Source organism: Bifidobacterium sp. B4142, from assembly GCF_026537325.1.
Lineage (GTDB): Bacteria > Actinomycetota > Actinomycetes > Actinomycetales > Bifidobacteriaceae > Bombiscardovia.
This window is the reverse complement of record NZ_JAFNMJ010000002.1, coordinates 283763-308597: the sequence shown is the minus strand read 5'-3', so window position 1 is coordinate 308597 and position 24835 is coordinate 283763. Positions and strand designations below refer to the sequence as shown.

Annotated in this window: 21 protein-coding genes and 1 other RNA gene; 9 read left to right on the top strand and 13 right to left on the bottom strand. The window is 58.0% G+C overall.

The features are described from left to right. Positions 1–19: 19 nt before the first annotated feature. Together J3U06_RS05775 and J3U06_RS05770 are read right to left on the bottom strand one after the other, a co-directional pair. Positions 20–1420 (bottom strand): RNA polymerase sigma factor, encoded by a 1401-nt coding sequence (locus J3U06_RS05775; RefSeq protein WP_373312900.1) that lies wholly within the window; start codon positions 1418–1420, stop codon positions 20–22. Between the two features lie 114 nt (positions 1421–1534). Then, positions 1535–2140 (bottom strand): hypothetical protein, encoded by a 606-nt coding sequence (locus J3U06_RS05770; RefSeq protein WP_267444589.1) that lies wholly within the window; start codon positions 2138–2140, stop codon positions 1535–1537. Positions 2141–2323: 183 nt separating this feature from the next. Here J3U06_RS05770 and J3U06_RS05765 point away from each other — a divergent pair, with 183 nt between their 5' ends. Both J3U06_RS05765 and J3U06_RS05760 read left to right on the top strand, forming a co-directional pair. Next, on the top strand, positions 2324–3523 hold the full coding sequence (locus tag J3U06_RS05765) for a polyprenyl synthetase family protein (protein WP_267444588.1): 1200 nt from the start codon (positions 2324–2326) through the stop codon (positions 3521–3523). Between the two features lie 19 nt (positions 3524–3542). Then, complete coding sequence (locus J3U06_RS05760) at positions 3543–5696, top strand: Stk1 family PASTA domain-containing Ser/Thr kinase (RefSeq protein ID WP_267444587.1); 2154 nt, start codon at positions 3543–3545, stop codon at positions 5694–5696. Between the two features lie 12 nt (positions 5697–5708). Here J3U06_RS05760 and J3U06_RS05755 read toward each other — a convergent pair whose 3' ends face one another. Then, positions 5709–6407, bottom strand: a complete 699-nt coding sequence (locus tag J3U06_RS05755) for a lysophospholipid acyltransferase family protein (RefSeq protein ID WP_267400135.1) — start codon at positions 6405–6407, stop codon at positions 5709–5711. 48 nt (positions 6408–6455) lie between these two features. Between J3U06_RS05755 and J3U06_RS05750 the strand changes: the two genes are divergently transcribed. Beyond that, entirely contained in the window at positions 6456–7001 is a 546-nt protein-coding gene (locus J3U06_RS05750; protein ID WP_267400136.1) for a hypothetical protein, read from the top strand. A gap of 81 nt (positions 7002–7082) precedes the next feature. Here J3U06_RS05750 and trpD read toward each other — a convergent pair whose 3' ends face one another. The 3 genes from trpD to hpf form a co-directional block, all read right to left on the bottom strand. Then, positions 7083–8183 (bottom strand): anthranilate phosphoribosyltransferase, encoded by a 1101-nt coding sequence (trpD, locus tag J3U06_RS05745; protein ID WP_267444586.1) that lies wholly within the window; start codon positions 8181–8183, stop codon positions 7083–7085. A 230-nt stretch (positions 8184–8413) separates the two neighbouring features. Beyond that, a complete protein-coding gene (gene secA, locus J3U06_RS05740; RefSeq protein WP_267444585.1) occupies positions 8414–11386 on the bottom strand; it encodes a preprotein translocase subunit SecA in 2973 nt (990 codons plus the stop codon). 226 nt (positions 11387–11612) lie between these two features. Further along, positions 11613–12287: a ribosome hibernation-promoting factor, HPF/YfiA family gene (hpf, locus tag J3U06_RS05735; protein ID WP_267444584.1), complete on the bottom strand. Its 675-nt coding sequence runs from the start codon at positions 12285–12287 to the stop codon at positions 11613–11615. A 413-nt stretch (positions 12288–12700) separates the two neighbouring features. Here hpf and J3U06_RS05730 point away from each other — a divergent pair, with 413 nt between their 5' ends. From J3U06_RS05730 to rnpB, 6 genes are all read left to right on the top strand, one after another. After that, entirely contained in the window at positions 12701–14137 is a 1437-nt protein-coding gene (locus J3U06_RS05730) for a hypothetical protein (RefSeq protein ID WP_267444583.1), read from the top strand. A gap of 85 nt (positions 14138–14222) precedes the next feature. Next, positions 14223–15572 carry an ABC transporter substrate-binding protein gene (locus J3U06_RS05725; protein ID WP_267444582.1) on the top strand — a complete coding sequence of 450 codons (1350 nt, stop codon included), beginning with the start codon at positions 14223–14225 and terminating at the stop codon, positions 15570–15572. Between the two features lie 63 nt (positions 15573–15635). Beyond that, a complete protein-coding gene (locus J3U06_RS05720; protein WP_267444581.1) occupies positions 15636–16508 on the top strand; it encodes a carbohydrate ABC transporter permease in 873 nt (290 codons plus the stop codon). Next, positions 16505–17392, top strand: coding sequence for a carbohydrate ABC transporter permease (locus J3U06_RS05715; RefSeq protein WP_267444580.1), 888 nt, complete (start codon positions 16505–16507; stop codon positions 17390–17392). Before J3U06_RS05720 ends, J3U06_RS05715 begins: the two co-directional genes overlap by 4 nt. Continuing rightward, positions 17389–18465: a LacI family DNA-binding transcriptional regulator gene (locus J3U06_RS05710; RefSeq protein ID WP_267444579.1), complete on the top strand. Its 1077-nt coding sequence runs from the start codon at positions 17389–17391 to the stop codon at positions 18463–18465. Before J3U06_RS05715 ends, J3U06_RS05710 begins: the two co-directional genes overlap by 4 nt. A gap of 135 nt (positions 18466–18600) precedes the next feature. Further along, an RNA gene (gene rnpB, locus J3U06_RS05705) (RNase P RNA component class A) lies at positions 18601–18977 on the top strand. A 50-nt stretch (positions 18978–19027) separates the two neighbouring features. Here rnpB and J3U06_RS05700 read toward each other — a convergent pair. The 7 genes from J3U06_RS05700 to pgsA all read right to left on the bottom strand — a co-directional run bounded on the left by J3U06_RS05700 (position 19028) and on the right by pgsA (position 24745). Beyond that, positions 19028–20080 (bottom strand): DNA-processing protein DprA, encoded by a 1053-nt coding sequence (locus tag J3U06_RS05700; RefSeq protein WP_267444578.1) that lies wholly within the window; start codon positions 20078–20080, stop codon positions 19028–19030. A gap of 117 nt (positions 20081–20197) precedes the next feature. Further along, positions 20198–21112, bottom strand: coding sequence for a regulatory protein RecX (locus J3U06_RS05695; protein WP_267444577.1), 915 nt, complete (start codon positions 21110–21112; stop codon positions 20198–20200). A gap of 4 nt (positions 21113–21116) precedes the next feature. Then, positions 21117–22271 (bottom strand): recombinase RecA, encoded by a 1155-nt coding sequence (gene recA, locus J3U06_RS05690; RefSeq protein ID WP_024627844.1) that lies wholly within the window; start codon positions 22269–22271, stop codon positions 21117–21119. A gap of 229 nt (positions 22272–22500) precedes the next feature. Beyond that, on the bottom strand, positions 22501–22734 hold the full coding sequence (locus tag J3U06_RS05685) for a DUF3046 domain-containing protein (protein ID WP_015021655.1): 234 nt from the start codon (positions 22732–22734) through the stop codon (positions 22501–22503). A 145-nt stretch (positions 22735–22879) separates the two neighbouring features. Next, positions 22880–23398, bottom strand: a complete 519-nt coding sequence (locus tag J3U06_RS05680) for a helix-turn-helix domain-containing protein (RefSeq protein WP_416378839.1) — start codon at positions 23396–23398, stop codon at positions 22880–22882. 175 nt (positions 23399–23573) lie between these two features. After that, positions 23574–24143 (bottom strand): CinA family protein, encoded by a 570-nt coding sequence (locus tag J3U06_RS05675; RefSeq protein WP_267444576.1) that lies wholly within the window; start codon positions 24141–24143, stop codon positions 23574–23576. Further along, on the bottom strand, positions 24140–24745 hold the full coding sequence (gene pgsA, locus J3U06_RS05670) for a CDP-diacylglycerol--glycerol-3-phosphate 3-phosphatidyltransferase (protein ID WP_267444575.1): 606 nt from the start codon (positions 24743–24745) through the stop codon (positions 24140–24142). The genes J3U06_RS05675 and pgsA overlap by 4 nt, the downstream gene beginning before the upstream one ends. Positions 24746–24835: the final 90 nt, after the last annotated feature.

The following is a 24835-nucleotide window of genomic DNA, read 5'->3' as shown; positions in this document are numbered from 1 at the left end:
TCCCCGTCGGACGCAGAGGTCACTGATCCAGGAAGTCACGCAGGGTCTGCGAGCGCGAGGGATGCCGCAGCTTGGACATGGTCTTGGACTCGATCTGGCGGATGCGTTCACGGGTGACCCCGTAGACTCGGCCGATGTCGTCCAGGGTCTTGGGCTGCCCATCCTCCAGGCCATAGCGCATCTTGATGACGCCGGCCTCACGGGGGCTCAGGGTCTCAAGAACCTGCTGGAACTGTTCCTGCAGCAGGGAGAAGGCCACAGCGTCCGAGGGGGCGATGGCGTCGGTGTCCTCGATCAGGTCGCCGAACTCCGAGTCGCCGTCCTCACCCAGAGGGGTGTGCAGGGAGATGGGCTCACGTCCGTACTTCTGGACCTCCTGGACCTTCTCGACGGGCATGTCCAGCTCCCTGGCCAGCTCGTCGGGGGTGGGCTCGCGGCCCAGATCCTGCAGCATCTGACGCTGGACGCGGGAAAGCTTGTTGATGACCTCGACCATGTGGACGGGCACGCGGATGGTGCGGGCCTGGTCGGCCATGGCGCGGGTGATGGCCTGACGAATCCACCAGGTGGCATAGGTGGAGAACTTGTAGCCCTTGGTGTAGTCGAACTTCTCCACGGCACGGATCAGACCCAGATTGCCTTCCTGGATCAGGTCCAGGAAGAGCATGCCCCTGCCCGTGTAGCGCTTGGCCAGGGAGACCACCAGTCGCAGGTTGGCCTCCAGCAGATGATCCTTGGCCTTCTTCCCATCGTTGGCGGCCCACTTGAGCTCGCGGCGACGCTTGAAGTCCATACCCTCGCCCTCGGTATCCAGCAGATGCTGGGCATAGAGGCCGGCCTCGATGCGCTCCGAGAGGTCCACCTCCTGCTCGGCGTTCAGCAGGCTGACGCGGCCGATCTGCTTGAGGTAGTCCTTGACAGGATCCGCAGTGGCGCCGGCGGTGACCACGCGACGCTTGGGATTGCCAGAGGGGGTGACATTCTCATCGTCATCGGAGTCGTCGACGACGAAAGCGCCCTTGACCTTGGCGGCAAGGGCATGGGCGGCCTTGCGGTCCTCCTCGGCCTCATCATGGACCTGGGAGGCCTCATCCTCCTCCTGATCGTCCTCGTCGGGCTCGTCCTCCAGCTGGTCGTCGTCCTCCTGATCCTCCAGCAGATCCTCGTCGGGCTCCTGCTCCTCCTGCTGCAGGATGGGCTTCTCTTCGACCTTCTTGGTGGTCTTGGAGGCCGGACGGCGGTTCCTCTTGGTCGCCGAGGTGCTAGTAGCGGCGCTCTTACGGGACGTGGTCTTGCGGGACGCCTTGCTGCTGGTCTTGGACCTGGTGGTGGTCTTGGTCCTGCCGGCAGTCGAACTGCTCCGGCCCTTTGCGGTATCCACTGCGGCTGTCTTGGCTGACTTGGTGTCCTTCGTGGCCAAATTCTCCTCCTGGATCATCCCACCCGCCGACACTGCTTTTAGGGCACAGCTATGGCAAGGTCAAATCGTAGACTCATTACAGTGAACCACCCCAGGGGGACGATTATTCCCGATTCAGCTCAATTGCCTCCAAGCCGGATCGATGCCACGGCCTATCAAGGCCAGGACGATGGCGGCCAGACTGCAGGAACGGTCGTCTGCCAGGGCTTTCTGCGCAAGCCCCGATGCTCGGGATCCCCCACTCCACCAGTCGACATAGGCCGCGACCGCCAGTGGCTGGGACCGAAACCCCGGCGGAACCTGATCCGCCATGGCTTCAAGCATGGCAAGCCCTGCACGACAGCGGGGCTGGTCCGGCCGTGTCGCAGTGTCCTTGAAGACCGCATCCAGGATGCTGCAGAGCGCCGTCACATTCGACGGATCATTGGGACGAACACACAGGTCCATCAACCGATCGCTGTCCGGACCAGGCTCAGGCGCCAGCATTGACAAAATAAGCCCGTCGCGTATGGCCAGAGTCTCCTTTATGGCCACGGCCAGGCAGTCCGCCGAGTCGGAGTCCAACTGCTGGCGCGCCTGCGGCCCCTTCAAACCAGCGATCCAGTCTGTCAACGGTTGCTGGAGCCATCGTCTGTCGGCCTCTTCCACACCCCATCGTCGTCGGCCCTCTCGGTAGTTCTCCACCAGTTCCTTCATACCTTTTTCATGTGCGTCGTCCATGCCTTCAGCGCCTCCCATCCGCTCCCGGTATGGGAACCGGGAGCCTTGGCACCATCCTGATCCAGTTGGCACCGTGAGGAAGGCCCCAACCGATCATGTGGTCAAGTGATGTCATCCATCCACCACGGTCCCGGCAGCCGGCCGCTGGGCAGATATGCGGATAGGCTCTAAGGCATGAAAAGCGTGACTGCAGCACGTGTCGAACAGCGCATGGAGGAACTGCTCCAGCGCCGTTGCGACCACCTGATTGCTCCAGAACCCGGACTGGACCACCCCCGGGATCAGGACCCCTCCCAGGAGGCTTTGCATGAGGTCATCCTCCAGGCAATCGAGGCTGGCCGCGGCGGCAAACGCCTGCGCGCCCTGCTGCTCTGCGACGTCTGGCGGGCTCTGGATTCCGAGCAGAATCCCGACCGTGAACAGGCGGTGGTGGACCTTGCCTGCGCCTTGGAGGTCTATCAGACCAGCGCGCTGGTCCATGACGACATCATCGACGGTTCCCCCCGTCGCCGGGGCCGCCCTGCCGCCCACCTGGCCCTGAGCCGGTCGGTTGCCGGAAACGACTCGAGCGGCCGGGCACCCGCAAGACCTGATGTCCGCGGCACCGGTCTGGGCATCCTGCTTGGCGACCTGCTGGCATCGCTGAGCACGGACATGGCCCTCCAGGCGGCTGCCGACCTGCCTCAGGGACCGGCCATCGGAAGAACCTTCCAAGCCATGCAGACGGCTGTGGTCACCGGCCAGGTCCTGGACATGGGCATGGAGGAGGCCTGTCTGGACAATCCGGAACGCCTGCGCCGCCAGGCCCTGCACACCATGGCCTGGAAGACCGCCTCCTACACCACCCTGACCCCGCTGGCTCTGGGCCTGTTGGCCGCCGGAGCAGACATGGAGGAGCACAAAGAGTCGGTGCGCGCCCTGGGTCTGGACCTGGGGCTGGCCTACCAGCTGGCGGACGATCTCTTGGACGTCACAGGCGACGACCGACGCACCGGCAAACCTGTGGGTGGCGATATCCGCGAGGGCAAGCGGACCGTCCTCCTGGCCGACACCCTGGCCATGGCCGATCCTGATCAGGCCAAAGAGGTTCGTCGAATCTACGATTCCCCGGCCGAACGCCGCAAGGATAGCCAGGTGAATATGGTCCGTGATCTGATGCAGTCCTGTGGAGCCGTAGAGGCCAGCCGTCAACGCATGGCCGACCTGTCCGTCCGAGCCCAGGCCCGAGCCCAGGCCCTGGCCCATGATCTGCATCTGCCGGCAAGTGGCCGAACCATATTCCTCGAGGCCTGCCGACGCTTCCTGCCGCTTGCCACCACCGCCGGGTATCATGAACGTGTATCTTCCATTGATGCCGAGGCCGGTCAGGCCTCCGAGGTGTAGAGGGCCGGACAAGACGAGCATGAGTGAAGCGGACGAGAGGACCAGCGACCGGATCATCGACGGGCGCTACCGCATTCTGCGTGAGATCGCACAGGGTGGCATGGCCACGGTCTACGAGGCTTTGGACCAGCGGCTGTCCAGGCACGTGGCGGTCAAGATCATGCACACCATGCTGGCCCAGGGACCGCACAGGGCCCAGTTCGAGGAGCGTTTCCGCCGGGAGGCCAGGTCCGCGGCCGCCATCGCCAACCCCCACATCGTCCAGGTCTACGACACGGGCGTCGATCAGGGGCTGGATTACCTGGTCATGGAGTATGTCCACGGCATCAGCCTGCGGCGGGACATGGCCCGGCAGGGCGTCTACCCCCTGAAGGAGACCCTGCGCATCTTGGGCGAGATCCTGGACGGCCTGGCCTCCGCCCACCGAGCCGGCGTCATCCACCGCGACATCAAGCCGGAAAACATTCTTATCAACGACCGCGGCCATGTGGAGATCACCGACTTCGGTCTGGCCCGCGCCGCAGCCCAGGCCACCCTGTCCTCGACTGGCATGCTCATGGGCACGGCCGCCTACCTGGCACCCGAGACCATCGAAAACAATGAGGCCTCACCCCAGAGCGACCTCTACGCCGTGGGGATTATCGCCTACGAGATGCTGACCGGCACGGTTCCCTTCGCCAGCGACAATCCGGTGACCATCGTCTTCAAGCACGTCCACGAGGATGTCCCCTCCCTGGCCAGGGTCTGTCCCAGAATCGATCCATCTGTGGCCGCCCTGGTCTCCGCGATGACCGACCGCTCCCCCGAAAATCGCCCGGATGACGCCGGCAAGGCCCTGGAAAGCCTGAGAAAGGTGGTCAAGGGACTGGACCGGCAAGCCTTGGACTACGTGCTGCCAGCAGCAAGCGGACAGCCCGCGTCCGCCATCGCCGGAACCTCTGATCAGGAGACTACGGCACCCAGCGACGACGAAGCTGCAGCAACAGACCCGGAGAATTCGGACACGGTTCCGTCTGTGCCCGCCCCGCCTGAAACCGATGCGGACGCAGCGACCAGACGCTATCGGCTCAACGACGTGGACACCCCCTCCCGAGCCGAGACCACGACCGTTCTGCAGCCTCAGAATCCGACAGCACCTTCAGCCGATGCAAAGACCCTGCGGCAAGGCGCTGAAGCGGCTCAACCCCAGCACAAGCACAGGCATCGGGGCTTGATCATCACGCTTGTAGTCCTGCTGGTGCTTGCCCTGGCCGGAGGCGGCGGTGGCGCCTGGTGGTACTTCCTGGGTCCGGGCAGCTATGTCGCCCTGCCCAAGCCGGATGACGTCTCCTGCTCCGAGAACCAGGAGTGCAAGGTCGTCGGCGCCGACTTCGCCAAATACGCCCGCACACTCAAGGTCGCCGGCATCGAGGTCGACACCGCCTACGACTTCAGCGACCAGGTGGCCAAGGGAGCCGTCATGGCCGCCGATCCCGATACTGTCGGAGCCCATATCAGCAAGAGGGGCGGCAGGCTCAAATTGACCGTCTCCAAGGGAGTGCGCCAGGCCACGGTACCCAAGGACCTCCTCATGCCGGAAACATCCAACGGCAAGGATCCGGTGCAGGCTCTGAAGGCAGCCGGGTTCGACAGGATCGACCACGACACGTCCAAGGACCAATACTCCATGGACATCCCCGAAGGAGCGGCCATTTCAGTGGACCCGGCCCCAGGGACCAAGACCCGTCACGATGCCAAGGTCAGCCTGGTCCTGTCCAAGGGTAGGATGCCTGTGGCCATGCCCGATATCGTCGGCAAGGCCAGGGATGAGGCCAAGGCGGCCCTGGAAGCCCTCCGGCTCAAGGTCAGCTACAGTGAGGACTGGTCCGACAAGGTGCCACGCAACCAGGTGATATCCGCCTCTCACCAGGCCCAGGAACAGCTCCATTGGGGCGATGCGGTCAACGTGGTGATCTCCAAGGGTCCACAGTCCATCACCATGCCCGACGTGAAAGGCAAGAGCCAGGACGAGGCCACCCGGATTCTGGAGGGATACGGGCTCAAGGTCAACATTTCCGCTCCTCTGGGCAACCTGACCCATACGGTGCGCATCCAGGACCCCAATCCCGGCAGTCAGGTCAAGGTGCTCAGCGATGACGGCTCGCCGGCCGTCGTGACCTTGACCGTCGTCTGAACCCTTGGGAAGTCAGTCCAGCTCCTGAGTGTTCTCATGGTTTTCATGTGCCTTGATGACCTGGGCATACACGTCCACGTATCGTTGCCCGCTCATCTCCTGGATCTCCTGCATGATCCGGTCGGTCAGGTTGCGGATCTCCTCATGGGTGAGGCTGTTGACCGGCACATAGGGCACCGTGATGGGCTTGCCGTAGATGACCTTAGTCCTGCCCTTATGAGGAATCACATGGCCGGGCTCCTGAAGCTGCCTGGTGCCGATGATGGCTGCTGGCACCACCGTCGTCCCGGTCTCGAAGGCCAGTCGCGCCGCCCCGGTGTGCCCCCTATAGAGCCTGCCGTCAGGGCTGCGCGTGCCCTCCGGATGGATGCCGAAGATGTGCCCGTGCTCAAGGATGGAACGCGCCGTTTCCATGGCTCCCAGCGACTTGGAGCCGCCTGACCTGTCCACGGGGAAGACTCCGACCGAGCTGAACCACCACTTCTTGAACCTGCCCTTGATCCCCTTGCCGTTGAAATACTCGGCCTTGCCCATGAAGTGGATCATCCGAGGACAGGTGATGGGCAGGAGGGCATCGTCGATGACGGCCAGATGGTTGGAGGCGATGATGGCAGCCCCCTGCTTGGGAATGTTCCCCGTGCCCTCAACGGTCGGTTTGAACCAGGTACGCGCCAACGGACCGAGCAGTTTGACGAAGAACCAGTACAGCACAGAGACTCCTTGGTAGCGAATGCGTGCGGCCGAGGTTACGATGGTTCTATGACCGAGCACAAGCATAACGACGCCGGGAAACAGTATAACAGCGAGGCGGGAACCGGCTCCCCACAGGGGGACGAAGAGTGGGCGGACTTCCTGAACTCGCACGCTGACGAGCTGGGTTCCCTGGAGTCGTCCAAGACGGCCAAGGAATTTGAAAAGAAGGCTCGAAAGTCCGAGAAGAAGGCGGCGCTGAGGGCCGAGGACCTGAAGCGAGACTCCTTCGTCGGCGGCTCAGGACCGCGCGATTTCCAGGGTAGGAGCTGGCTGGACACCGACGAGGTCATGGATCAGTCGTCGAACTTTGTGCCGCCCAACCCCGACCTGAGCGATCTGGGCAGAAGGCGGGTGGCGTTCATGATCATGACGGCGCTGGGCCTGGTCTGCTTCTTCCTGACCATCTTCATTCCCCGCTGGTCCGGCTTGACCGGCCTGCTGGCGGGCCTGCTCCTGCTGATAGGCATCGCAGGACTGATCATCGACCGGAAGAATTTCCGCGATGATTCAAGCGGGCTCTTCGATGACGACGAACGACACTACAGGCGATAATGCCGTGTGCCGCCAAAAAATCGGGCCCCACTGGCTGGAATATCAGCCGGCGGGGCCCAAACAGGTCTAGCAGCAACGAACCTAGACTAAGACCGGACGGGATGCCCGATCCTCTTGCCGGTAATGGGACTGCGCCTCCTGGGCTCCGTGGATCCAGGCTGTCAGGAGGTCGGCGGCCATGCCTTGATCCACAACCTCGGTAGCCAGTTGATAGGCCTGGGCAAACCGCACGTTCAGATCAGCCTCGGGACCGGCATCGATCTGCGTACCGTCAGCCACGATGGCCGAGGCCGCATTGAGCAGGGCCGTGGAACCGGAGGGAACCGACTTTCCAGCCAGGAAGTCCCTGACGACGCTGGCGTTGAAGGCGGGATCGCCGCCGCGCAGGTCATCCAAATCCACCGGGTCGAGGCCCAGTTCACGGGTCGGGTCGAAGGAGCGCTCCTCCACCTTGCCCTGGTGGATCTCCCAGATGGAAACCGGCCCGGTCGGGGCCATCTCGTCAAGGCCCTCGACCGAGGTGTAGACCATGCCCTCCTGGCCGCGTGAGGCATAGACCTGGGCCATCATGGGACTCAGCTGACGCTGGGCGCATCCAATGGCCACATAGCGCGGGTTGACCGGGTTGGTCAGGGGACCCAGCAGGTTGAAGACGGTCGGGATGCCCAGCGAGGAGCGAACAGGTCCGGCAAACCGCATGGCCGGATGGAAGGTCTTGGCAAAGACGAAGGTGATGCCGTAGCGATCAGCCATGGCAGCCACCTCCTGCGGCGGCAGATCCAAGGGCAGGCCCAGCTGCTCCAAGCAGTCGGCGGTGCCGCTCTTGCTGGAGGCGGCCCGGTTGCCATGCTTGACGATCCTGACCCCTGCTGCGGCAGCCACGATGGCGCCCATGGTCGACAGGTTGACGGTCGCTGCCCCATCGCCGCCGGTGCCGACGATGTCAGTCACATCACCGCTGACCTTCAGCGGCACCGCATGACCCACCATGGCCTTGGCGGCCCCTTCGACTTCCGGGCTGGTCAGCCCCAGGGTGGACTGCATGGACAGGGCGGCGCCCACCTGTACCGGGTCGGCATTCCCGTCCATCAGGTCGTTCATGCACCACTCGGCCTCATCCGCGCTCAGGTGTCGACCGGACACCAAGGAGTTCAGGACGGATTTCCAGCTAACTGGCCGCATGATGACTCTTTTCGTTTGAAGAAGCGGGGCCGGATGCCCCGCTGTTTGCTCTAGGTTTACTGCCCTGCCCCTCCCCTACACAAGGTAATCCCATATTCTGGTCACTTATCTACCAATATATGAAAGAAGTCAATCCAATATATGGAAACGGCCACCGCCCTTGCGAGCGATGACCGTCAAACAGATCGGCAACCCTATCTGCAGAAGCCGCTAATCAGTGAGCCTACCTGTCATTTCTTCTCGTTCTGACCGTGGCACATCTTGTACTTGCGTCCAGAGCCGCAGGGGCAAGGAGCGTTACGGGGTGTGCCCGGGAAGGTGCGGCCATCGGCCCAAGGCGAGTGATCCTCTACGGCCTTGGGCCGCTTATTGGCAGGAACCTTCCCCTCGGCATGACTGATGGGAGCAGGCCCAACCGGGGCCGGGGCCGAATCGTCGGAAGCCTCCGAGTCCTCGGCGGACGTGCTCAGACCCGACTGCGCGTCAGCGGCATCCTCTGACTCATCCTCGTCGGAGTCCTCCTGGACGCTGCCCGCCGGGGCATCCTCATCGCGCTCCTCGGCCGTCTCGTCGATGTCGGTGGTCTCGTCTTCGGCATCAGGCTCTTCAGGCGCCTGGTAGTTGACTTCCTCGGACTGGCTTCCCTCGTTTTCTTCACGCTCTTCGCGGGCCCGCCGCTCGTTCTCCTGACTGGCCGCGATCTGCTTGAGGTCCACGTTGAAGAGCAGCTGCACGGTCTGCTCCTTGATGGCGTCGATCATGGAGTTGTACATCTGGTAGCCCTCGCGCTGGTACTCGACCAAGGGGTCGCGCTGACCCATACCGCGCAGGCCGATGCCATCCTTGAGGTAGTCCATCTCATAGAGGTGCTCACGCCACTTGCTGTCCAGGACGGAGAGGACCACCTGGCGCTCCAGCTGCCTGGAGCCCTTCTCGCCCAGTTCATCCTCGCGCTTCTGGTAGATGGACTCGGCATCCTCAACGATCTTGTCCGCCAGGGCCTTGACGGCCTTGTCACCCTTCAGACCCTCCAGGGAGTCCATGCTCTCATCCTGGTCGAGACTGATCGGATAGACGGAGGCCAGCGCCTTCCAGAGCCCGTCAGCATCCCAATCCTGAGGCTTGTCCGAGCCGTTCTGCGCCCCACGGATGTATGAAGTCACGGTCTCACGGATGAAGCGGAGGATGTCCTGGTGGATGTCCTCGCCCTTGAGCACGGCCTGACGCTCGCCGTAGATGACCTGACGCTGCTTGTTCATCACGTCGTCATACTTGAGCACGTTCTTGCGGATCTCGTAGTTGCGGGATTCGACGGACTTCTGCGCATTGCGCACACCCTTGGAGACACTCTTGGTGCCGATGGGTTGACCTTCGGGCAGACTCTTGGAGGACATCATGCGAGCCACCAGCTGGGTGTTGAACAGGCGCATCAGGTCATCCTCCAGGCTCAGGTAGAACCTGGACTCACCGGGGTCGCCCTGACGGCCGGAACGGCCGCGCAGCTGGTTGTCGATGCGGCGAGACTCGTGCCGTTCGGTGCCCAGCACGTAGAGGCCGCCCAGCTTGACAACCTCCTCATGCTCGTCCTTAACCTGTTCCTTGACGGAATCCAGCATCTTGGGCCAGCGCTTCTCATACTCCTCGGGGGTGTCGTCGGGCGAGTAGCCCTGCTCCTTGAGCTTCTGATCGGCAAGGAACTCCACGTTCCCACCCAGCATGATGTCGGTGCCGCGCCCAGCCATGTTGGTGGCCACGGTCACGGCGCCCTTGCGCCCTGCCACGGCTACGACCGCAGCCTCGCGCGCATGCTGCTTGGCGTTGAGTACCTGGTGGTCGATGCCGGCTACGTCCAGCAGGGAGGAGACCACCTCGGAGGACTCCACGGATGCGGTGCCCAACAGGATGGGCTGGCCCTTGGCATGTCGCTTGGCTACATCCCGGACGATGGCGGCCAGCTTCTCCTTCTTGGAGCGGTAGATCAGATCGTCCTGGTCCTTGCGGATCATGGGCTTGTTGGTGGGGATGGGCAGCACGCCCAGCTTGTAGGTGTTCATGAACTCGGCGGCCTCGGTCTCGGCCGTTCCGGTCATGCCCGCCAGCTTGTCGTACATGCGGAAGTAGTTCTGCAGGGTGATGGTGGCGAAGGTCTGGTTCTCGGCCTTGACCTCCACGCCCTCCTTGGCCTCGATAGCCTGGTGGAGGCCCTCGTTGTAGCGGCGGCCCTTGAGCAGACGGCCCGTGTGTTCGTCCACGATCAGGACCTCGCCGTTCTGAACTACATAGTCGCGATCGCGCAGGAAGAGCTCCTTGGCCTTGATGGCGTTGTTCAGGTATCCGATCAGGGCGGTGTTGGCGGGCTCGTAAAGGTTGTCGATGCCCAGGTAGTCCTCCACCTTGGTGATGCCCGGATCCAGGATGCCGACGACCTTCTTCTTCTCGTCGACCTCGTAGTCCTCATCCCTGGTGAGCTTGGGGACCAGCTTGGCGAACTGCCGATACCATCGGGTCACGTCGCCCTCGGCGGGTCCGGAGATGATCAGAGGAGTTCGTGCCTCGTCAATCAGAATGGAATCCACCTCGTCCACGATGGCGAAGTGGTGGCCGCGCTGAACCAGCTCGTCCTTGTCCCAGGCCATGTTGTCACGCAGGTAGTCGAAGCCGAATTCGTTGTTAGTGCCGTAGGTGATGTCCGCCTGGTACTGCTTGCGACGCTCGTTGGGGCGCTGGTCGGTGATGATGCAGCCCACGCTCATGCCCAGGAAGCGGAAGATGCGTCCCATGAGCTCGCTCTGGTAGGAGGCCAGGTAGTCGTTGACCGTGACCACATGCACGCCCTTGCCCTCCAAGGCGTTCAGATAGCTGGGCAGGGTGGCCACCAAAGTCTTGCCCTCGCCGGTCTTCATCTCGGCGATGTTGCCCCAGTGCAGAGCCGCGCCGCCCATCAGCTGGACATCGAAGTGCCGCTGGCCCAGGGTGCGCTTGGAAACCTCGCGAACCGTGGCGAAGGCTTCGGGCATCAGGGAATCGAGGGATTCGCCGTTCTCCAGTCGCTGCTTGAACTTGGGCGTCTGCGCCTTGAGCTCTTCATCGGACATGGCCGAGATCTGATCCTCGAAGGCGTTGGTCGCCTTGGCCACCCCCTGAAGCTTGCGAATCTGACGACCCTCGCCCATACGGAGGACCTTGTCCAAGACTGCTACCACGTTGCGCTCCCTACCGTTCTTTTATGGCCTTCGCACGCCCTCAGCTGACGTAGGCCCAGACCTTGATTATCTTACGCGAATGCACCGATTTTCTCGAAACCGATGGTTCCACAAACCCGACTGTGGCCCTGGCAGCCGGACCGGGCATTGAAGAAGGGCGATTCTCCGGAGGCCAGGCCATCCTGCCGCCGGGGAATCGCCCCACAGTTCAATATCCGTTTTACCGTTACTTCTTCTGGCCTACATGCTCAGGCGTATCGATCTCGAAGACGCCATAGCTCCAACCATGCCGATGGTAGACCACCGACGGCCGCTGGGTCTCCTTGTTGACGAAGAGGAAGAAGTCATGGCCGATCAGCTCCATCTCGTAGAGGGCCTCGTCGATGCTCATGGGCTCCGCGATGTGCAGCTTGCGGCGGATGACGATGGGGGTGTCTCCCACCTGCACCTCGACCGACTGGCCCGGAGCCAGATCCGAGGCCACGGCGCTCTGGGCGCTGTTGTCGGGATTGGACTCCTGGCCCTGATCTCCCTGGTCGCCTGCCTGGTCGTCCACGGGCAGTTCGACGGGCAGAGGTGGATGCTCCAGTCCGCGGCGGTGATCCTTGCGGCGGTCGCGGACCCGGCGCAGACGCTGGGTCAGCTTGTCCAGGGCCATATCCAGCGCGCTGAACTCGTCGGCGCTGGAAGCCTCGGCCCGAATCACGGTCTTGCCGGCCTGGACCGTGAGCTCCACCCTCTTGGCGCTGTCAGCCTGGCGGGGATTGCCTTCATGCGTCAGAACGACCTGGATGCGCTGTGCATCGGGGGCGATGGCCGTCACCCTGTTCATCTTGCTGTCCACAACATCGCGGAACCGCTGCTTGATTTGGGTATGTCGACCGGTAATGACGATCTCCATGGGAATCTCCTTGCACTTGTGAGCGGACGAACCGCTGGTGCGATGGCGGACTTGGTCACCATCGACTGTGCTTCCGATTTTAGCCGAAAGCCTCTGAATCCGACACTGACTCAAACGACTTCTTGCTTCAAGCTTGCTAAATCAACAAACACACCGTATGCATCGCATTGAATCGGATCTACGCTTTATAACAATTGATCAATACAAAACTTCACCATTGTTACATTTTTAGATCTTGCCAAATAGCACAAGGACAACACCGAGATTACAACGTTTGAACAACCAGTATAGAACTCAGAAATCGCTTATTTTGACAATATCGATATAAATCAATAGTATTGTAAATACAGTTTGTTCAAACGTTCGAACAGCGCATTTTGTCATTAATCGCTGCTGAAACGACGAGGTTCTCAATGAGTAGACAAATCTTCTATCAGCCGGTCCGAGGTTGGGTCGGTGACGTTATACCTTTCACTCGCGATGGCGAATTCATGCTCTTCTATCTTGATGAACAGCGCAAGGGCCCTAAAACAGGAATGGGCTGGCGGCTAGTGGGCACAAGAGATCTACGAAACTACCACGATTACGGCCTTGTTCTGCATAACGGTTCATTAGAAGACAAAGACTTTAACGCCTACACTGGCAGCGTTGTAGAGGACGCAAAGGGCACTACCCACCTCTTCTATACAGGAGTCAATCCTGAGATCAAGGATCAGCGAAACCACCCCATTCAGTGGGTGATGCATGCCGTAAGCAATGGCTCCCTCACAGACTGGAGCAAGATTCCTGCCGATACTTTCTGTGCCACTCAGGGGTATGACACATCGGATTGGAGAGATCCATTCGTCTTCTTCAACGAATCTGATCAACTGTGGCATATGCTCATAGCCGCACGCCGCGAAGCCGGCCCATCTCGAAGACGGGGTTTGATTGCTCAATGCGTCTCCGAAGATCTACACATGTGGCGTGCTGTTGATCCCATTTGGACACCCGACAGGTTCATCACCCACGAGTGCCCAGACCTTTTCCATTGGGGGAAATGGTGGTATCTCGTATATTCAGAATTCTCGGAACGTTTCTGCACGCGTTATCGTATGGCCAGATCTCTTCAAGGGCCATGGTTGAGGCCACCCGATTCGGACAGCATCGATGCACGAGCCTTCTATGCCGCAAAGAGCGTGGAGTGGAATAACAGACGCTTTTTCTTCGGATGGATTCCAACACGCACAGACAACAAAGATGATGGTGCCTGGCAGTGGGCAGGAACCATGTCGGTGCTTGAAGCAATACAGCAGAAGAACGGATCCCTATCATTCCGTATCCCCCACGAAATTAAGGAGGTATTTGGGCTCCCTCAATCCATGGATCAATTCGAATTCGACGTGAATCTGAAAAGAGACGACGGCATGGTGGTCAGGATGAGTTCAGATGAGCTTCCTTCCACATGCTTAGTGCACATTGATTTCATTCTTCACGAGCCTGAACCCGACAACCTTGCTTTTCTAATCAGAAGCTCAGCCGATGGTGACCAAGCATATTCGCTCCGATTAGAGCCCGGATACTCAAGGCTGGTCTTAGACCGCTGGCCCAGGCCAATTACAGGAAAAGAGCAGTGGCAGATATCGGGCGATATTCCTCATTTCGTGGATTTAGAGCGTCCATGCAATCTGTCGATAGGCAAACATGAAGTCGACATTCTTTTGGATAAGGATATCTGCCTTTGCAACGTCGACGGGAAAACTACCCTCCATTCGCGTTTGGAAAATCCTCTTGGTAGCTATTTCGGCATTTGCGTGACAGACGGGGAAGCAACAATCACAGCAGTCACAATATCCACAACCCAACAATGAGACAGGCAAACAATTAAAAAAAAAAAATAAATCTGTCAGCAAAATGACACCCCACCCATACAAATAATCAAAGGAGATTACCAGGATGAGAAAAAATAAGTATGCTGCCATTGCAGCAACGGTAGCTGCATTATTACTAGTAACAGGTTGCGGCAGTGGCGGAGGATCTGGTAAGGCCGAGAGCGTCAACCCTAAGGGCGACATCAAGCCCCGCGAAATTTCATGGCTGCTGTCCAGACCGGCTGACGGGGGAGTCATCAAGGCCATGAAGCAAATTTCTAAAGACTATTCCAAAGAACACCCAGGGTTTTCACTGAAACTAATTACCACGCCTGATCGGCCTTCTTACATTCAAAAATTAGAAACGCTGGCCGCCGCGAATAAACTCCCAGATCTTTTCGACATCGATGCAACACCCTTTGCACAGAAACTGGCCAAGAAGGGAAGCATGGTCAATGTTGAAAAGATGTTGAAGGATATGAAAATCTACGACAACTACCGAACTTCGGCTCTGGACTATCAACGCTTTGATGATGGTAGTTTGTATATGGTTCCTTTTGAGTCACAGATCGAAGTGTTCTTCTACAATAAGGTTTTATTCAAAAAAGCCGGCATCAACATACCGAAGACCCTTGATGACTTTCCTGCCATGTGCACGGCCCTACAGAAAAGCGGCAGCACGCCGATCGCCTTGAACGGTAAGGACATGTGGCCACTGGAACGTTACATGGCTTTTTATCCCTTTAGAGCATCTGGAAATGAGTTTATTAAAAACCTTAAAAAGGGTAATGCTAAACTTTCGAATGCCGAGGGACGCAAAGCGGTAGAGTGGATGGCTAATCTAGGGAAATCACAATGCTTCCAACAAGGATTCTCATCAACTGAATACGCCGATGCTCAGGCACTTTTTACATCCGGCAAAGCAGCCGTTTACAACGATGGGAGCTGGGAACTACCGGCATTAGCCACATCTAAGCTAAATCCAGAAGTCCGCGACGATATTGATTATTTCCTATTGCCAACAACACCCGGCTCCAAAACCACGGAGAATGAGTATGCCGCTCCATCGGGAATAGGAATGGCAATCAACGCTAAGACCTATGATCCGCTAGTTCGCGATTTCATCAAGTATTCCTTAACCAAATATTCGAAGATTTATGCCGATACTGGCCAAATCACCCCGATGAAATCAAGTACTGCAAAAATACCTTCCGACGCTACGCCGCTGTACAAACGCAACTTCGATGATGCAGATAAAGTCGGCAAAGTGACTCTGATGCCTTGGGACACACAGCTTGACTCAACTTCTAATACGCGGTTGCAACAAGAACTGCCCCTCTTGGTCCAGGGCGATATAAGCGTTGATAAGTTTATCAACACTATGGATAAGGTCATCCAAGAAAACGGGCCCAAAGCTTTCAAAGATTTGAACTGATATTTGACAAACTTCGGGCAGGGCTCTCACCTACAGAGCTCTGCCCGTTTAAAAGGACAAATTATGCTTCCATATAGATCTAAGAAATCAGTTTTGATTTTTATTCTTCCTCCCCTTCTCCTGTACGGAGCTGGTGTACTTTTGCCTGTCATCCAATCTTTGATCATCAGCTTCTTCGATTGGGATGGCATCTCTGACATGAAATTTACTGGACTTGCCAATTACATAAAAATGCTCACTGGAGATTCCGTCTTCTGGCAGTCTTTTGGCAACTCTATGGTCTACCTAGTTATTTGCCTAGTCCTTCAGCTGGGAGGCGCGCTGCTCGTAGCTACGTTGCTCACGGGAATGACTAAAGGTCGGGATTTGGTCAAAACCTTGTACCTCCTGCCAGCAGTCATTTCAACAGTAGCTATCTCGTTTCTTTTCCAGAGAATATACTCGGTTGATCCAAAAGGACTGCTCAATCAGGCCTTGGATGCTATAGGGCTGCATTCCTGGACCCATGCCTGGTTATCAGACCCTCATACTGTTCTTGCGGCTGTCTCTATACCGGAAGGATGGCGATTTAGCGGTCTGTACATGCTGATTATCTACGCAGCATTCATGTCAGTCCCACCTGAAATAGAAGAAGCAGCAAGACTGGACGGTGCTAATGGATGGCAACTTTTCACTAAGATTCGTTTCCCCTACATACGACCCGTATGGATCACGACGGTAATCATGGCAGTCACGTATGGACTACAAGGATTCGATATACCTTACCTTCTGAACAATGGACGATATGGGCAACTTGTTACGACTTATATGTACCGGACAGCTTTCTCAAATACCAACTACGGATATGCAAGTGCCATTTCGGTTTTCATCGTTATTGAGTGCTTGATAGCAGTTGCTTTGATCTTCAAGGTCATTTTCAGAAAGGAAGAAGCATGAGTGCAACAAGTACGTTAGCTCTGAAAGGACAGAACAAACCATCTGCTCGCCGAAACAAGCTAAACTTCCATATGGTTTTGAATAGGGTGTTCATAATCCTGATGGTGATAATCCAGGTTTATCCCCTGCTCTGGCTCTTTATCACCAGTCTAAGAACCGAACATGATTTTGCATCCGGCAACGCTTTCGGAGTACCTCACAGCTTCACCTTGGAGAATTACTCAAGAGCATTTCAAGCCGGCAATCTTGGTCAGTATATTTTCAACAGCCTTATCGTTACATTTGGCGCTGATCTGTTGATCGTGATTATGGGCATGATGGCCGCATATGCTATCGAAGTTTTAGGCTTTAAGTGGAGCAAAATAATTCGTATGCTTTTCCTGATGGGCATGATCGTCCCCACTCAGATTGCTTTGGTACCCCTATTCATTGACTATTCTCAAATCAACCTTCTTGACACACGTTTGTCCATGATCATTCCACTAGCGGGTTTCTCAATACCTATGTCGGTTTTTCTTTTCAGCTCCTTTTATCATTATATTCCTCGAGAAAACTATGAAGCAGCTTCCTTAGATGGTGCCGGTCCATACCGCATTTTTATGGAAATAACACTACCTCTATCTCTGAATACGGTCGTAACCGTAGTCCTGGTTAACAGCATTTTCATATGGAATGAATTTATATTCGGCAACACGTTCATCCTGACTGATGGACTGAAGACTATTCCACTCGGGTTGCAAAATTACATTGGAGCCATGGGTAATACTGATTGGACTGCAACTTTTGCTGCCGTATGCGTGACGATTACCCCTCTAATGCTGGTCTTTCTTATACTAAATAAGGCAATGATACAGGGCATTGAAGGCGGGGCTTCTAAAGGATGAACCAACGAAAATCCACAGACGCGAAAGAAGAGGGGGCAAGCAAACCCCATTCGATCAAGAATGAAAGCAAACCGGTGACGCTCAAGGACGTGGCTCAAAGAGCGCACACGTCAGTCTCTACAGTTTCCTTAGTCATGAACAACAAGAAGGTCTCTCGGATTAGTCCCGAAGTTCGAGAGAAAGTGCTGGAATCAATACGTGCATTAGGCTATCGGCCTAATGCTATGGCTCAAAATTTAGTGCGTGGTTACTCACAATTCATAGGCTTGGTTACCGATTCCATTGCAACCGCTCCATTCGCAGGGCAAATTATTCATGGGGCACAGAATGCGGCATGGGAACAAGGATATGTTCTTCTGATTGCCAACACTGAAGGCAACCGAGGCCTTGAAGACGAGGCTATACGAATGTTTTTGCGATACAAGGTCAGGGGGATCGCTTTTTCGACCTGGTATCACCATTCAATCGAAGTACCTAAACCCCTCGAGAATGTTCGAACCGTTCTAGTGAACTGCTTCGGGAATAAGAAAAATTCTCCCCTGGCAATTGTTCCGGATGAAATTCAGGGAGGCCGAACAGCAACACAGCTTTTGCTGGAACGAGGACATTCGAAAATCGCCTTTGTCAATACCAGAGCTGAATCTCCGGCAAAGACTGGGCGCTTGGATGGATACAAGCAAGCCCTAAAAGAGTCTGGCATAACTTTTGATCCATCTTTGACCTTTGAAGTGGAACCCAACCAGGAGGGAGGTCGGAGCGTTGCAAGGCGGGTAAAAGATAGTGGTGCAACAGGAGTTTTTTGTCACAATGATCGAGTGGCTATGGGCCTGTATGACGAACTCCAACGTGGAGGATCCCGCATACCTGATGACATTTCAATCGTCGGCTTTGACGATCAAGAGATCATTGCAGCCCACCTCTCACCACCACTGACCACAGTCGCCCTTCCCCATTACCAACTAGGTTATGAAGGAGTAAAAGCTATACTCAATGAGGATGCACCTATGACTGGTAAACAGCTCGTGGTCTGTCCACCTGTCATAAGGGCATCCGTGGCTACTAACTGGCAATGAATTATTTATCACTACAAAATTGTTAAATGTTCGCTTTTAACTTACACAGTATATTGTTCAAAGATATTTTTGAATATAGCTGAGTAGGTTGTTCCAATTTTGCTAAGGTCCTTGTGAATCTCTATCATGCTAAACGAGACCTCTCGGATGGCCGCGGCCCCTCCTCCTGGGAAGGGCTGAGGAACTTCCGGGCTCCACAGAGCACGATGGCGGATAACGTCCGCCCAGGGCGACCTGAGAGATAGCGCAACAGAGAATAGACCGCTCGCCTTCTAAAGGCGGGCAAGGGTGAAACGGCGGTGTAAGAGACCACCGGGTCGACGGTAACGCCGACCGCATGGCAAGCCTCATCGGGAGCAAGGCCAAGCAGAAGGCATTCAGGGGCTGCTCGTCCCGCCTTCGGGTAGGCCGCTAGAGCCTGGCGGCAACGTCAGGTCGAGATGGATGGCCACCCGTCGTCCGGATTTTATCCGGTCGATGACAGAACCCGGGGTATATGAGAGGTCTCATCTTCTTCCCCTCAGCTACTTTTACACTTGCGATCATTAAAGGTCGGCTGTAGTCAGACCAATAAGACACGTTTGGCATAGGCACTGGCTTGGGCAATTAGACCGTTGATTGCGTCTTGTAACTCACCATTGACCCTCTGTATCGAGTTGATGGCCCTGGCCACATCATCCACATTGGATACGACGTAAACATTGGGCTTATGGGCCAAACGATTGCCCCATTCCGTATGGTCAACTACAACGTCGCGAATTATGATCGGCCGGCCATGATGCTGAGCCTGCCGAGCCTGCACACGGGTTCCGGAATATTCATGGGCTTCAACAATGACCGTAGCGATCCCGTAGCCGCTCATGGTGGCATTACGCGCAGGAAAGGTCCACTTTGCGGGCTCCTGCCAAGGCCAAAATTGCGAAAACACCTGCCCTTTACGTTCGATAAGATCCTGCAATTGGCGATTTTTTGCAGGGTAGTACTTCCCTATGCCCGTACCGATGAAAGCCACCGTACGGCCATGCTCCTGCAGGGCACGATGATGGGCCTCAGCATCCACACCCAGGGCCAAGCCGGCGATAACGGTCAGGCCTTTACTCACGAGCATTGTTGCGACATCAGAAGCGAAGTGCAAGGCCTCCGGCCCTGCATTGCGCGAACCGACCACGCTGACACCCATATCCTGTTGATTGGGGCTGAGGGAACGCCCCTTGGAAAACAGGAACGGAGGCATATCGACAACTTCACGCAGGCTCAACGGATACCGTTCGTCGAGGACCGACACCATATCCAAACCCTGCTTATCCCAATCGTGAACCAAGGCTTCTGCCTCTTTGTGATCCTGCAGGAGCTGTACACGACGTTGTGCGGTAATCGGTATGTCATCCTCTCCCAACAGGGTCGACTGAATACGGTCGTCATATTCGTCATCCTCATCGGGGTCATCCAGCCGATGGTGCTGCGGGTCAAGCTCATGTTCAAAAACTTGAATAGCGCTACCCTGGCGTACAACCTTCTCAGCGATGGAGCTCCAGGTATCATGAGATTTGTCAATGGTTCTTAGAAGGGCTACAAGTGCTGTATTTTCCTGCAGAAGTTCACTCTTTTTGAGCATCCGACACTTTCACCTTCTAACAGATCTAGAACAAGAGCAGCAGTTCAGGGAAACGGCCATAGCCGCATATTGCCTTGCAAGCTTTCATTCTGGATACCGATAGGTCCATGGCGCATCTCAATCGAGAGGGTCGTCAGAGACGAAAAGGTCTGCTGCCACCTGGTTGAGGAGGCCGGGAGAGTGGCCCTTGCGGGATCCAGCACTCCAGAATCGACGTTTACGCACCTTGAGATCAAGCCCCGCTGTCTTCCGGACCACCTTGCGACCGAGCTCGTAGGCGGAGTCGACGAAGAGTCCCTCACGGGAGGCCTGAGCGACTACCTGCGCAGCCAGCCCCCGATCCAAACCCTTGCGGGTCATCTCCGAGAGAACACCGCGCTCCCCCATGGTGCGATGCAGACAAGAGCGCAGAAGATCCTGGGCATAGGCCTGGTCATCCACCAAACCCAACTTGGTCAGCCGGTCGATCACCTGATCGACCACGTTCGTATCAAACCCCTTGTCAACCAGACGGCGGGCCAGAGCCCCGCTTGAACGGGCCGCAGCATCCAGCAGGGTCAGAGCAGCCTCCCGGCAAGCATCCGCATCATCGGCATCTGCTCGCGGAGCTGCAGGCGCGGAACCCCCACCAAAGCCGCCGGCACGTGGGTGACGGCCACGACGGCGGGTCCTTCTATCGGAACCCCGGGCAGAACGGCGACCACGAGAATGGTGACCTGCCAGGGATTCGTCACCCATATCAGCATTGGCAGCACTGTCTACATCTTCCAGACTACCCCCGAATCGGGCGCCATGCTCCAGACCCAAGGCAGCGGCCTGCACTGGGCGGCTGTCCTCCTTCAAGCTGTCATCCTTCTGCTCAAGGACAGGATCAAGAACTGCCACCGACTCTGCTGGAGCAGGCGCGCCCGCAGAATCTGGCTGCAGTTGGTCCGACCGAGAATCCCGCGACTCTGTGCTGGAGTCGGCAGAATCCTCGGTCTGCGCCAGTCGGACAGGATTTTCCTTGAGGAAGTCCTCGGCCGAGATCATCGGGTCATGCAGCCTGGGCCGTGGGCACAGTGGTGTTGACGTCGACAGGAGCCGAGTCGTCTTCCTTGCTGCCTTGGTCAGCATCAGCCTGATCGGCCTTGTCGTCCTCAGAGGGAGCAGGAATAAGGCCGAAGGCAACCTTGACCTTATCCTCGATCTCCTTGGTCAGGCCGGGGTTGTCCTTGAGGAACTGACGGACGTTCTCCCTGCCTTGACCCAGCTGATCGCCCTCGTAGGTGAACCAGGAGCCCGACTTCTTGACGATGTTGGTCTGCAGGGCCATGTCCAGAACCGAACCCTCCTTGGAGATGCCCTCTCCGTAGAGAATGTCGAATTCAGCCACCTTGAAGGGCGGGGCCATCTTGTTCTTGACCACCTTGACCTTGGTGCGGTTGCCCACCGCCTCATCGCCGTTCTTCAGGGTCTGGATGCGGCGGATGTCCAGGCGGACCGAGGCATAGAACTTCAGTGCCTTGCCGCCGGTGGTGGTCTCCGGGCTGCCGAAGAAGACGCCGATCTTCTCCCTGAGCTGGTTGATGAAGATGGCCGTGGTGTTGGCCTGGGACAGGGCACCGGTCATCTTGCGCAGGGCCTGGCTCATCAGACGGGCCTGCAGACCCACGTGGCTGTCACCCATGTCCCCCTCGATCTCGGCCTTGGGCACCAGGGCGGCCACCGAGTCGATGACGATGACATCCAGGGCACCCGACCGGATCAGCATGTCGGCGATCTCCAAGGCCTGCTCGCCGTTGTCCGGCTGGGAGACGATCAGGGAGTCCGTGTCCACGCCCAGCTTCTTGGCGTACTCAGGATCCAGAGCGTGCTCGGCATCGATGAAGGCGGCCACCCCACCGCCGGCCTGTGCATTGGCCACTGCATGCAGGGCCAGGGTGGTCTTGCCCGAGGATTCAGGACCGTAGATCTCGACGATGCGGCCACGGGGCAGTCCGCCGATGCCCAGGGCCATGTCCAAGGCCAGAGATCCGGTGGGAATGACCTCCACATCCTGGGCAGGCTTGTCGCCCAGACGCATGGCCGAACCCTTGCCGAAGCTCTTCTCCACCTGCGCGAGGGCTGTGTTCAAGGCTGCCTGGCGACGGGGGTCGATCCCGCCCTCCTCTTCTTTCTTCGCCTTGCCACTGTTGCTCTGACGTGCCATATGGCTCTCCTTTTTTCGTAACCGACCTCACGATGACGACATCCTGATTGACGACCTCACGATTGACAGCCTATCCGCCGTCGGAACCCGTCTGCGGTCTCGGCGCCCGATGTGGTTGAACGTGCCGATAGTCACCGGACCATGGGTATCAGTATACCCGACTATGCGAACAAATGTTCGAAAATCACATGGAATGGGATATGAATTCGCGGAGGATAAAACCCGCCGATCAGGCTGCCGGCATGGGCGGCGCATTGTGGTCCTTCCCCCAGCGGCGAGAGTCGGGAATCTCCATCTGATCGCAGAGCACGTTCCAAACCACGCGCGGCTCCACGCCCGCATCCAGGGCCTCTATTACGGTCATGGCATCCAGGGCGGTCAGCCTTTGGTCACGGGCCAGACTGCGTCCGTAGACCCGGCCGAAGACCTCCTCCAGCAGCTGCCAGAATTCCCGTTCACGCACCCGACATCACCTTTCATCCAAAACCCACCCTGTCACACTCCTTCTACGGTTGCAACCGACAGTCAGCAGAAGAGGGCGTCCGGTTCCTCAGAACCGGACGCCCTCAAGAACGGTCCGCCGGATCATCCAACCGGACCAGACATGCTTACTCCTGAATGGACTCCAGGTAGTCCGCCACCATCCTCAGTGTCTGCGGCACGCCCAGGCCCAGTGCGTCGGCGATGGAGCTCAGCAGCTCGGAGCTGGCCTCTTTCTGGCCGCGCTCCACCTCGGACAGGTAGCCCAGGGACACGCCCGCCTTCTCGCTGACCTCACGCAGGGTCTTGTGATCGTTGGTCCTCAGCTCGCGCAGCACGTGGCCCAAGGCCTCGCGCAGGGAGACGGTGTGGGTGACGGCCTGGCCGTCGTTGGTGGAGGCTGCCCGCTGACGGCTGGCTTCCACGCCGTCCTCCTCCATCCACATCTTGTTCAGATTGGCCTGGCGCTCCTCCTTGGCCTTCTTGGCAGCCTTGGCACGGATCACCTGTTGCTGGGCGAAGACGACGGCACGACGCTGGGCAGGTGTCAGATCACGAACCCGTGCATTGCGCTCCACTCCGGGTGCGGCCGGCTTGACATCATAGGTATCGTTAGTTCGAGTCATCACGGTCTCGGTGCTGGCCATAGCAGCCCCTTTCGCCATTATCGTGTTCAACTTCTTACACATTGACCAACAGGCCAGCCGCTGGATTATTCCAGGGGAAAAACCCGAAAGGCCTGCTTTGTGACCAAGGTCACGTAAGCGCAAAGTCCAGCCTCGGCTTGCAAAAGCTGTTGAATCGACCTACCGCGTTACGCCGTCAGCCCCGCGAGTGCAAGGCCCGATCCAGCTGGTCCAGAATCCGCATGACCGTCCCCCGGCGCACCTGTTCCCGGTCGCCATCCAAATGCAGCTCATAGGCATAGGTCCGGTAGGCGTGGGACTGAAGGCCGGTCTCTATACGTCGACCCATCACCCGGACGGGCAGGGCCAGACCGATGTAGACCAGCCCGGCGGGATCATCTCCATCAGGGCCCGGACCGGCCACACCTGTAGTGGCCATTCCGATAACAGTATCTTCGTGCCCCGGCCTGGTGTAAAGCCTGGCCGTGCCCTCGGCCATCTCTTGGGCGACCCGGGGATGGACCGCACCCTGGGTGGCCAGCAGATCCTGGTCCACCTTAAGGATGGCGGCCTTGGCGGCAATATCGTAGGTGACGGCCGAACCAAGAAAGACGTCTGACGCCCCGGGAATCCTGACGAAAGCATCGGCCAGCAGTCCCCCGGTCAGCGATTCGGCAGCAGCCAGCAACAGGCCCGAATCACGGCAGGTGTCGATGATCCGTCCGGCCAGGTCATCGCAACGGGCCTGCACGCTCTTGCCGATCATCGCCGCATCCCTATCACGTATTCCGCTCCCGAGCAGAGGCAGAGGGCCAGAGCCACCAGGATGACCACGCGGGTGGTCACCAGGTACCAGGGCCAAACAGGCGACAGGGGCACCATGAGCATGCCCAGGCCGATGCATTCAAACAGAGTCTTGTACTTGCCAGCCCGGGAGGCGGCGATGACCCGTCCCTGCTTGTTGATGACCAGGACTCGCAGCAGGGTGATGCCCAGTTCCCGCACCAGGAAGAGCAGGGTGACCCACCACCAGAGCTCGCCGAAAACGGAGGCCACAATCAGCGCCGAGCAGATAAGCAGCTTGTCGGCGATGGGGTCCATGAGTTTGCCCAGCTCGGTCACCTGGTTGTACCGACGGGCCAGCCACCCGTCAAGCTTGTCGGTCGAGGCGGCAAGGATGAAGAGCGCAGCGGCGGTCCACCGCATGCCAGGCCTGCGTTCGCCCCAAGGACCGGCCATCAGATCCAGGGCGATGAAGACCAGGACCAGGAGGATACGGGTGTAGGTGACCAGGTTCGGGGGTGAATTCCATCCTTCGAGAAGCCTGCGCCTCTCACGACCGGTCTCTGACTCGGCATGCTCCTGCATTGCCACTCCTTATACGCGATACTCGTGCGCTCGGGCCGTCCAACAATACATGCCGGGCGGCAGTTTCATCATAACGGTAGACCAGGCCCA

Excerpts from the sequence above, each read along its gene's own strand:
- trpD (WP_267444586.1), bottom strand. The coding sequence starts at position 8,183 with ATGCGGCCAGTTAGCTGGAAATCCGTCCTGAACTCCTTGGTGTCCGGT.
- J3U06_RS05675 (WP_267444576.1), bottom strand. The coding sequence starts at position 24,143 with ATGATCGGCAAGAGCGTGCAGGCCCGTTGCGATGACCTGGCCGGACGG.
- J3U06_RS05695 (WP_267444577.1), bottom strand. The coding sequence starts at position 21,112 with ATGATCTCGGCCGAGGACTTCCTCAAGGAAAATCCTGTCCGACTGGCG.
- J3U06_RS05715 (WP_267444580.1), top strand. The coding sequence starts at position 16,505 with ATGAGTGCAACAAGTACGTTAGCTCTGAAAGGACAGAACAAACCATCT.
- recA (WP_024627844.1), bottom strand. The coding sequence starts at position 22,271 with ATGGCACGTCAGAGCAACAGTGGCAAGGCGAAGAAAGAAGAGGAGGGC.
- J3U06_RS05700 (WP_267444578.1), bottom strand. The coding sequence starts at position 20,080 with ATGCTCAAAAAGAGTGAACTTCTGCAGGAAAATACAGCACTTGTAGCC.
- J3U06_RS05760 (WP_267444587.1), top strand. The coding sequence starts at position 3,543 with ATGAGTGAAGCGGACGAGAGGACCAGCGACCGGATCATCGACGGGCGC.
- J3U06_RS05750 (WP_267400136.1), top strand. The coding sequence starts at position 6,456 with ATGACCGAGCACAAGCATAACGACGCCGGGAAACAGTATAACAGCGAG.
- J3U06_RS05710 (WP_267444579.1), top strand. The coding sequence starts at position 17,389 with ATGAACCAACGAAAATCCACAGACGCGAAAGAAGAGGGGGCAAGCAAA.
- hpf (WP_267444584.1), bottom strand. The coding sequence starts at position 12,287 with ATGGAGATCGTCATTACCGGTCGACATACCCAAATCAAGCAGCGGTTC.
- J3U06_RS05725 (WP_267444582.1), top strand. The coding sequence starts at position 14,223 with ATGAGAAAAAATAAGTATGCTGCCATTGCAGCAACGGTAGCTGCATTA.
- J3U06_RS05680 (WP_416378839.1), bottom strand. The coding sequence starts at position 23,398 with ATGGCCAGCACCGAGACCGTGATGACTCGAACTAACGATACCTATGAT.
- J3U06_RS05730 (WP_267444583.1), top strand. The coding sequence starts at position 12,701 with ATGAGTAGACAAATCTTCTATCAGCCGGTCCGAGGTTGGGTCGGTGAC.
- J3U06_RS05770 (WP_267444589.1), bottom strand. The coding sequence starts at position 2,140 with ATGGACGACGCACATGAAAAAGGTATGAAGGAACTGGTGGAGAACTAC.
- pgsA (WP_267444575.1), bottom strand. The coding sequence starts at position 24,745 with ATGCAGGAGCATGCCGAGTCAGAGACCGGTCGTGAGAGGCGCAGGCTT.
- J3U06_RS05720 (WP_267444581.1), top strand. The coding sequence starts at position 15,636 with ATGCTTCCATATAGATCTAAGAAATCAGTTTTGATTTTTATTCTTCCT.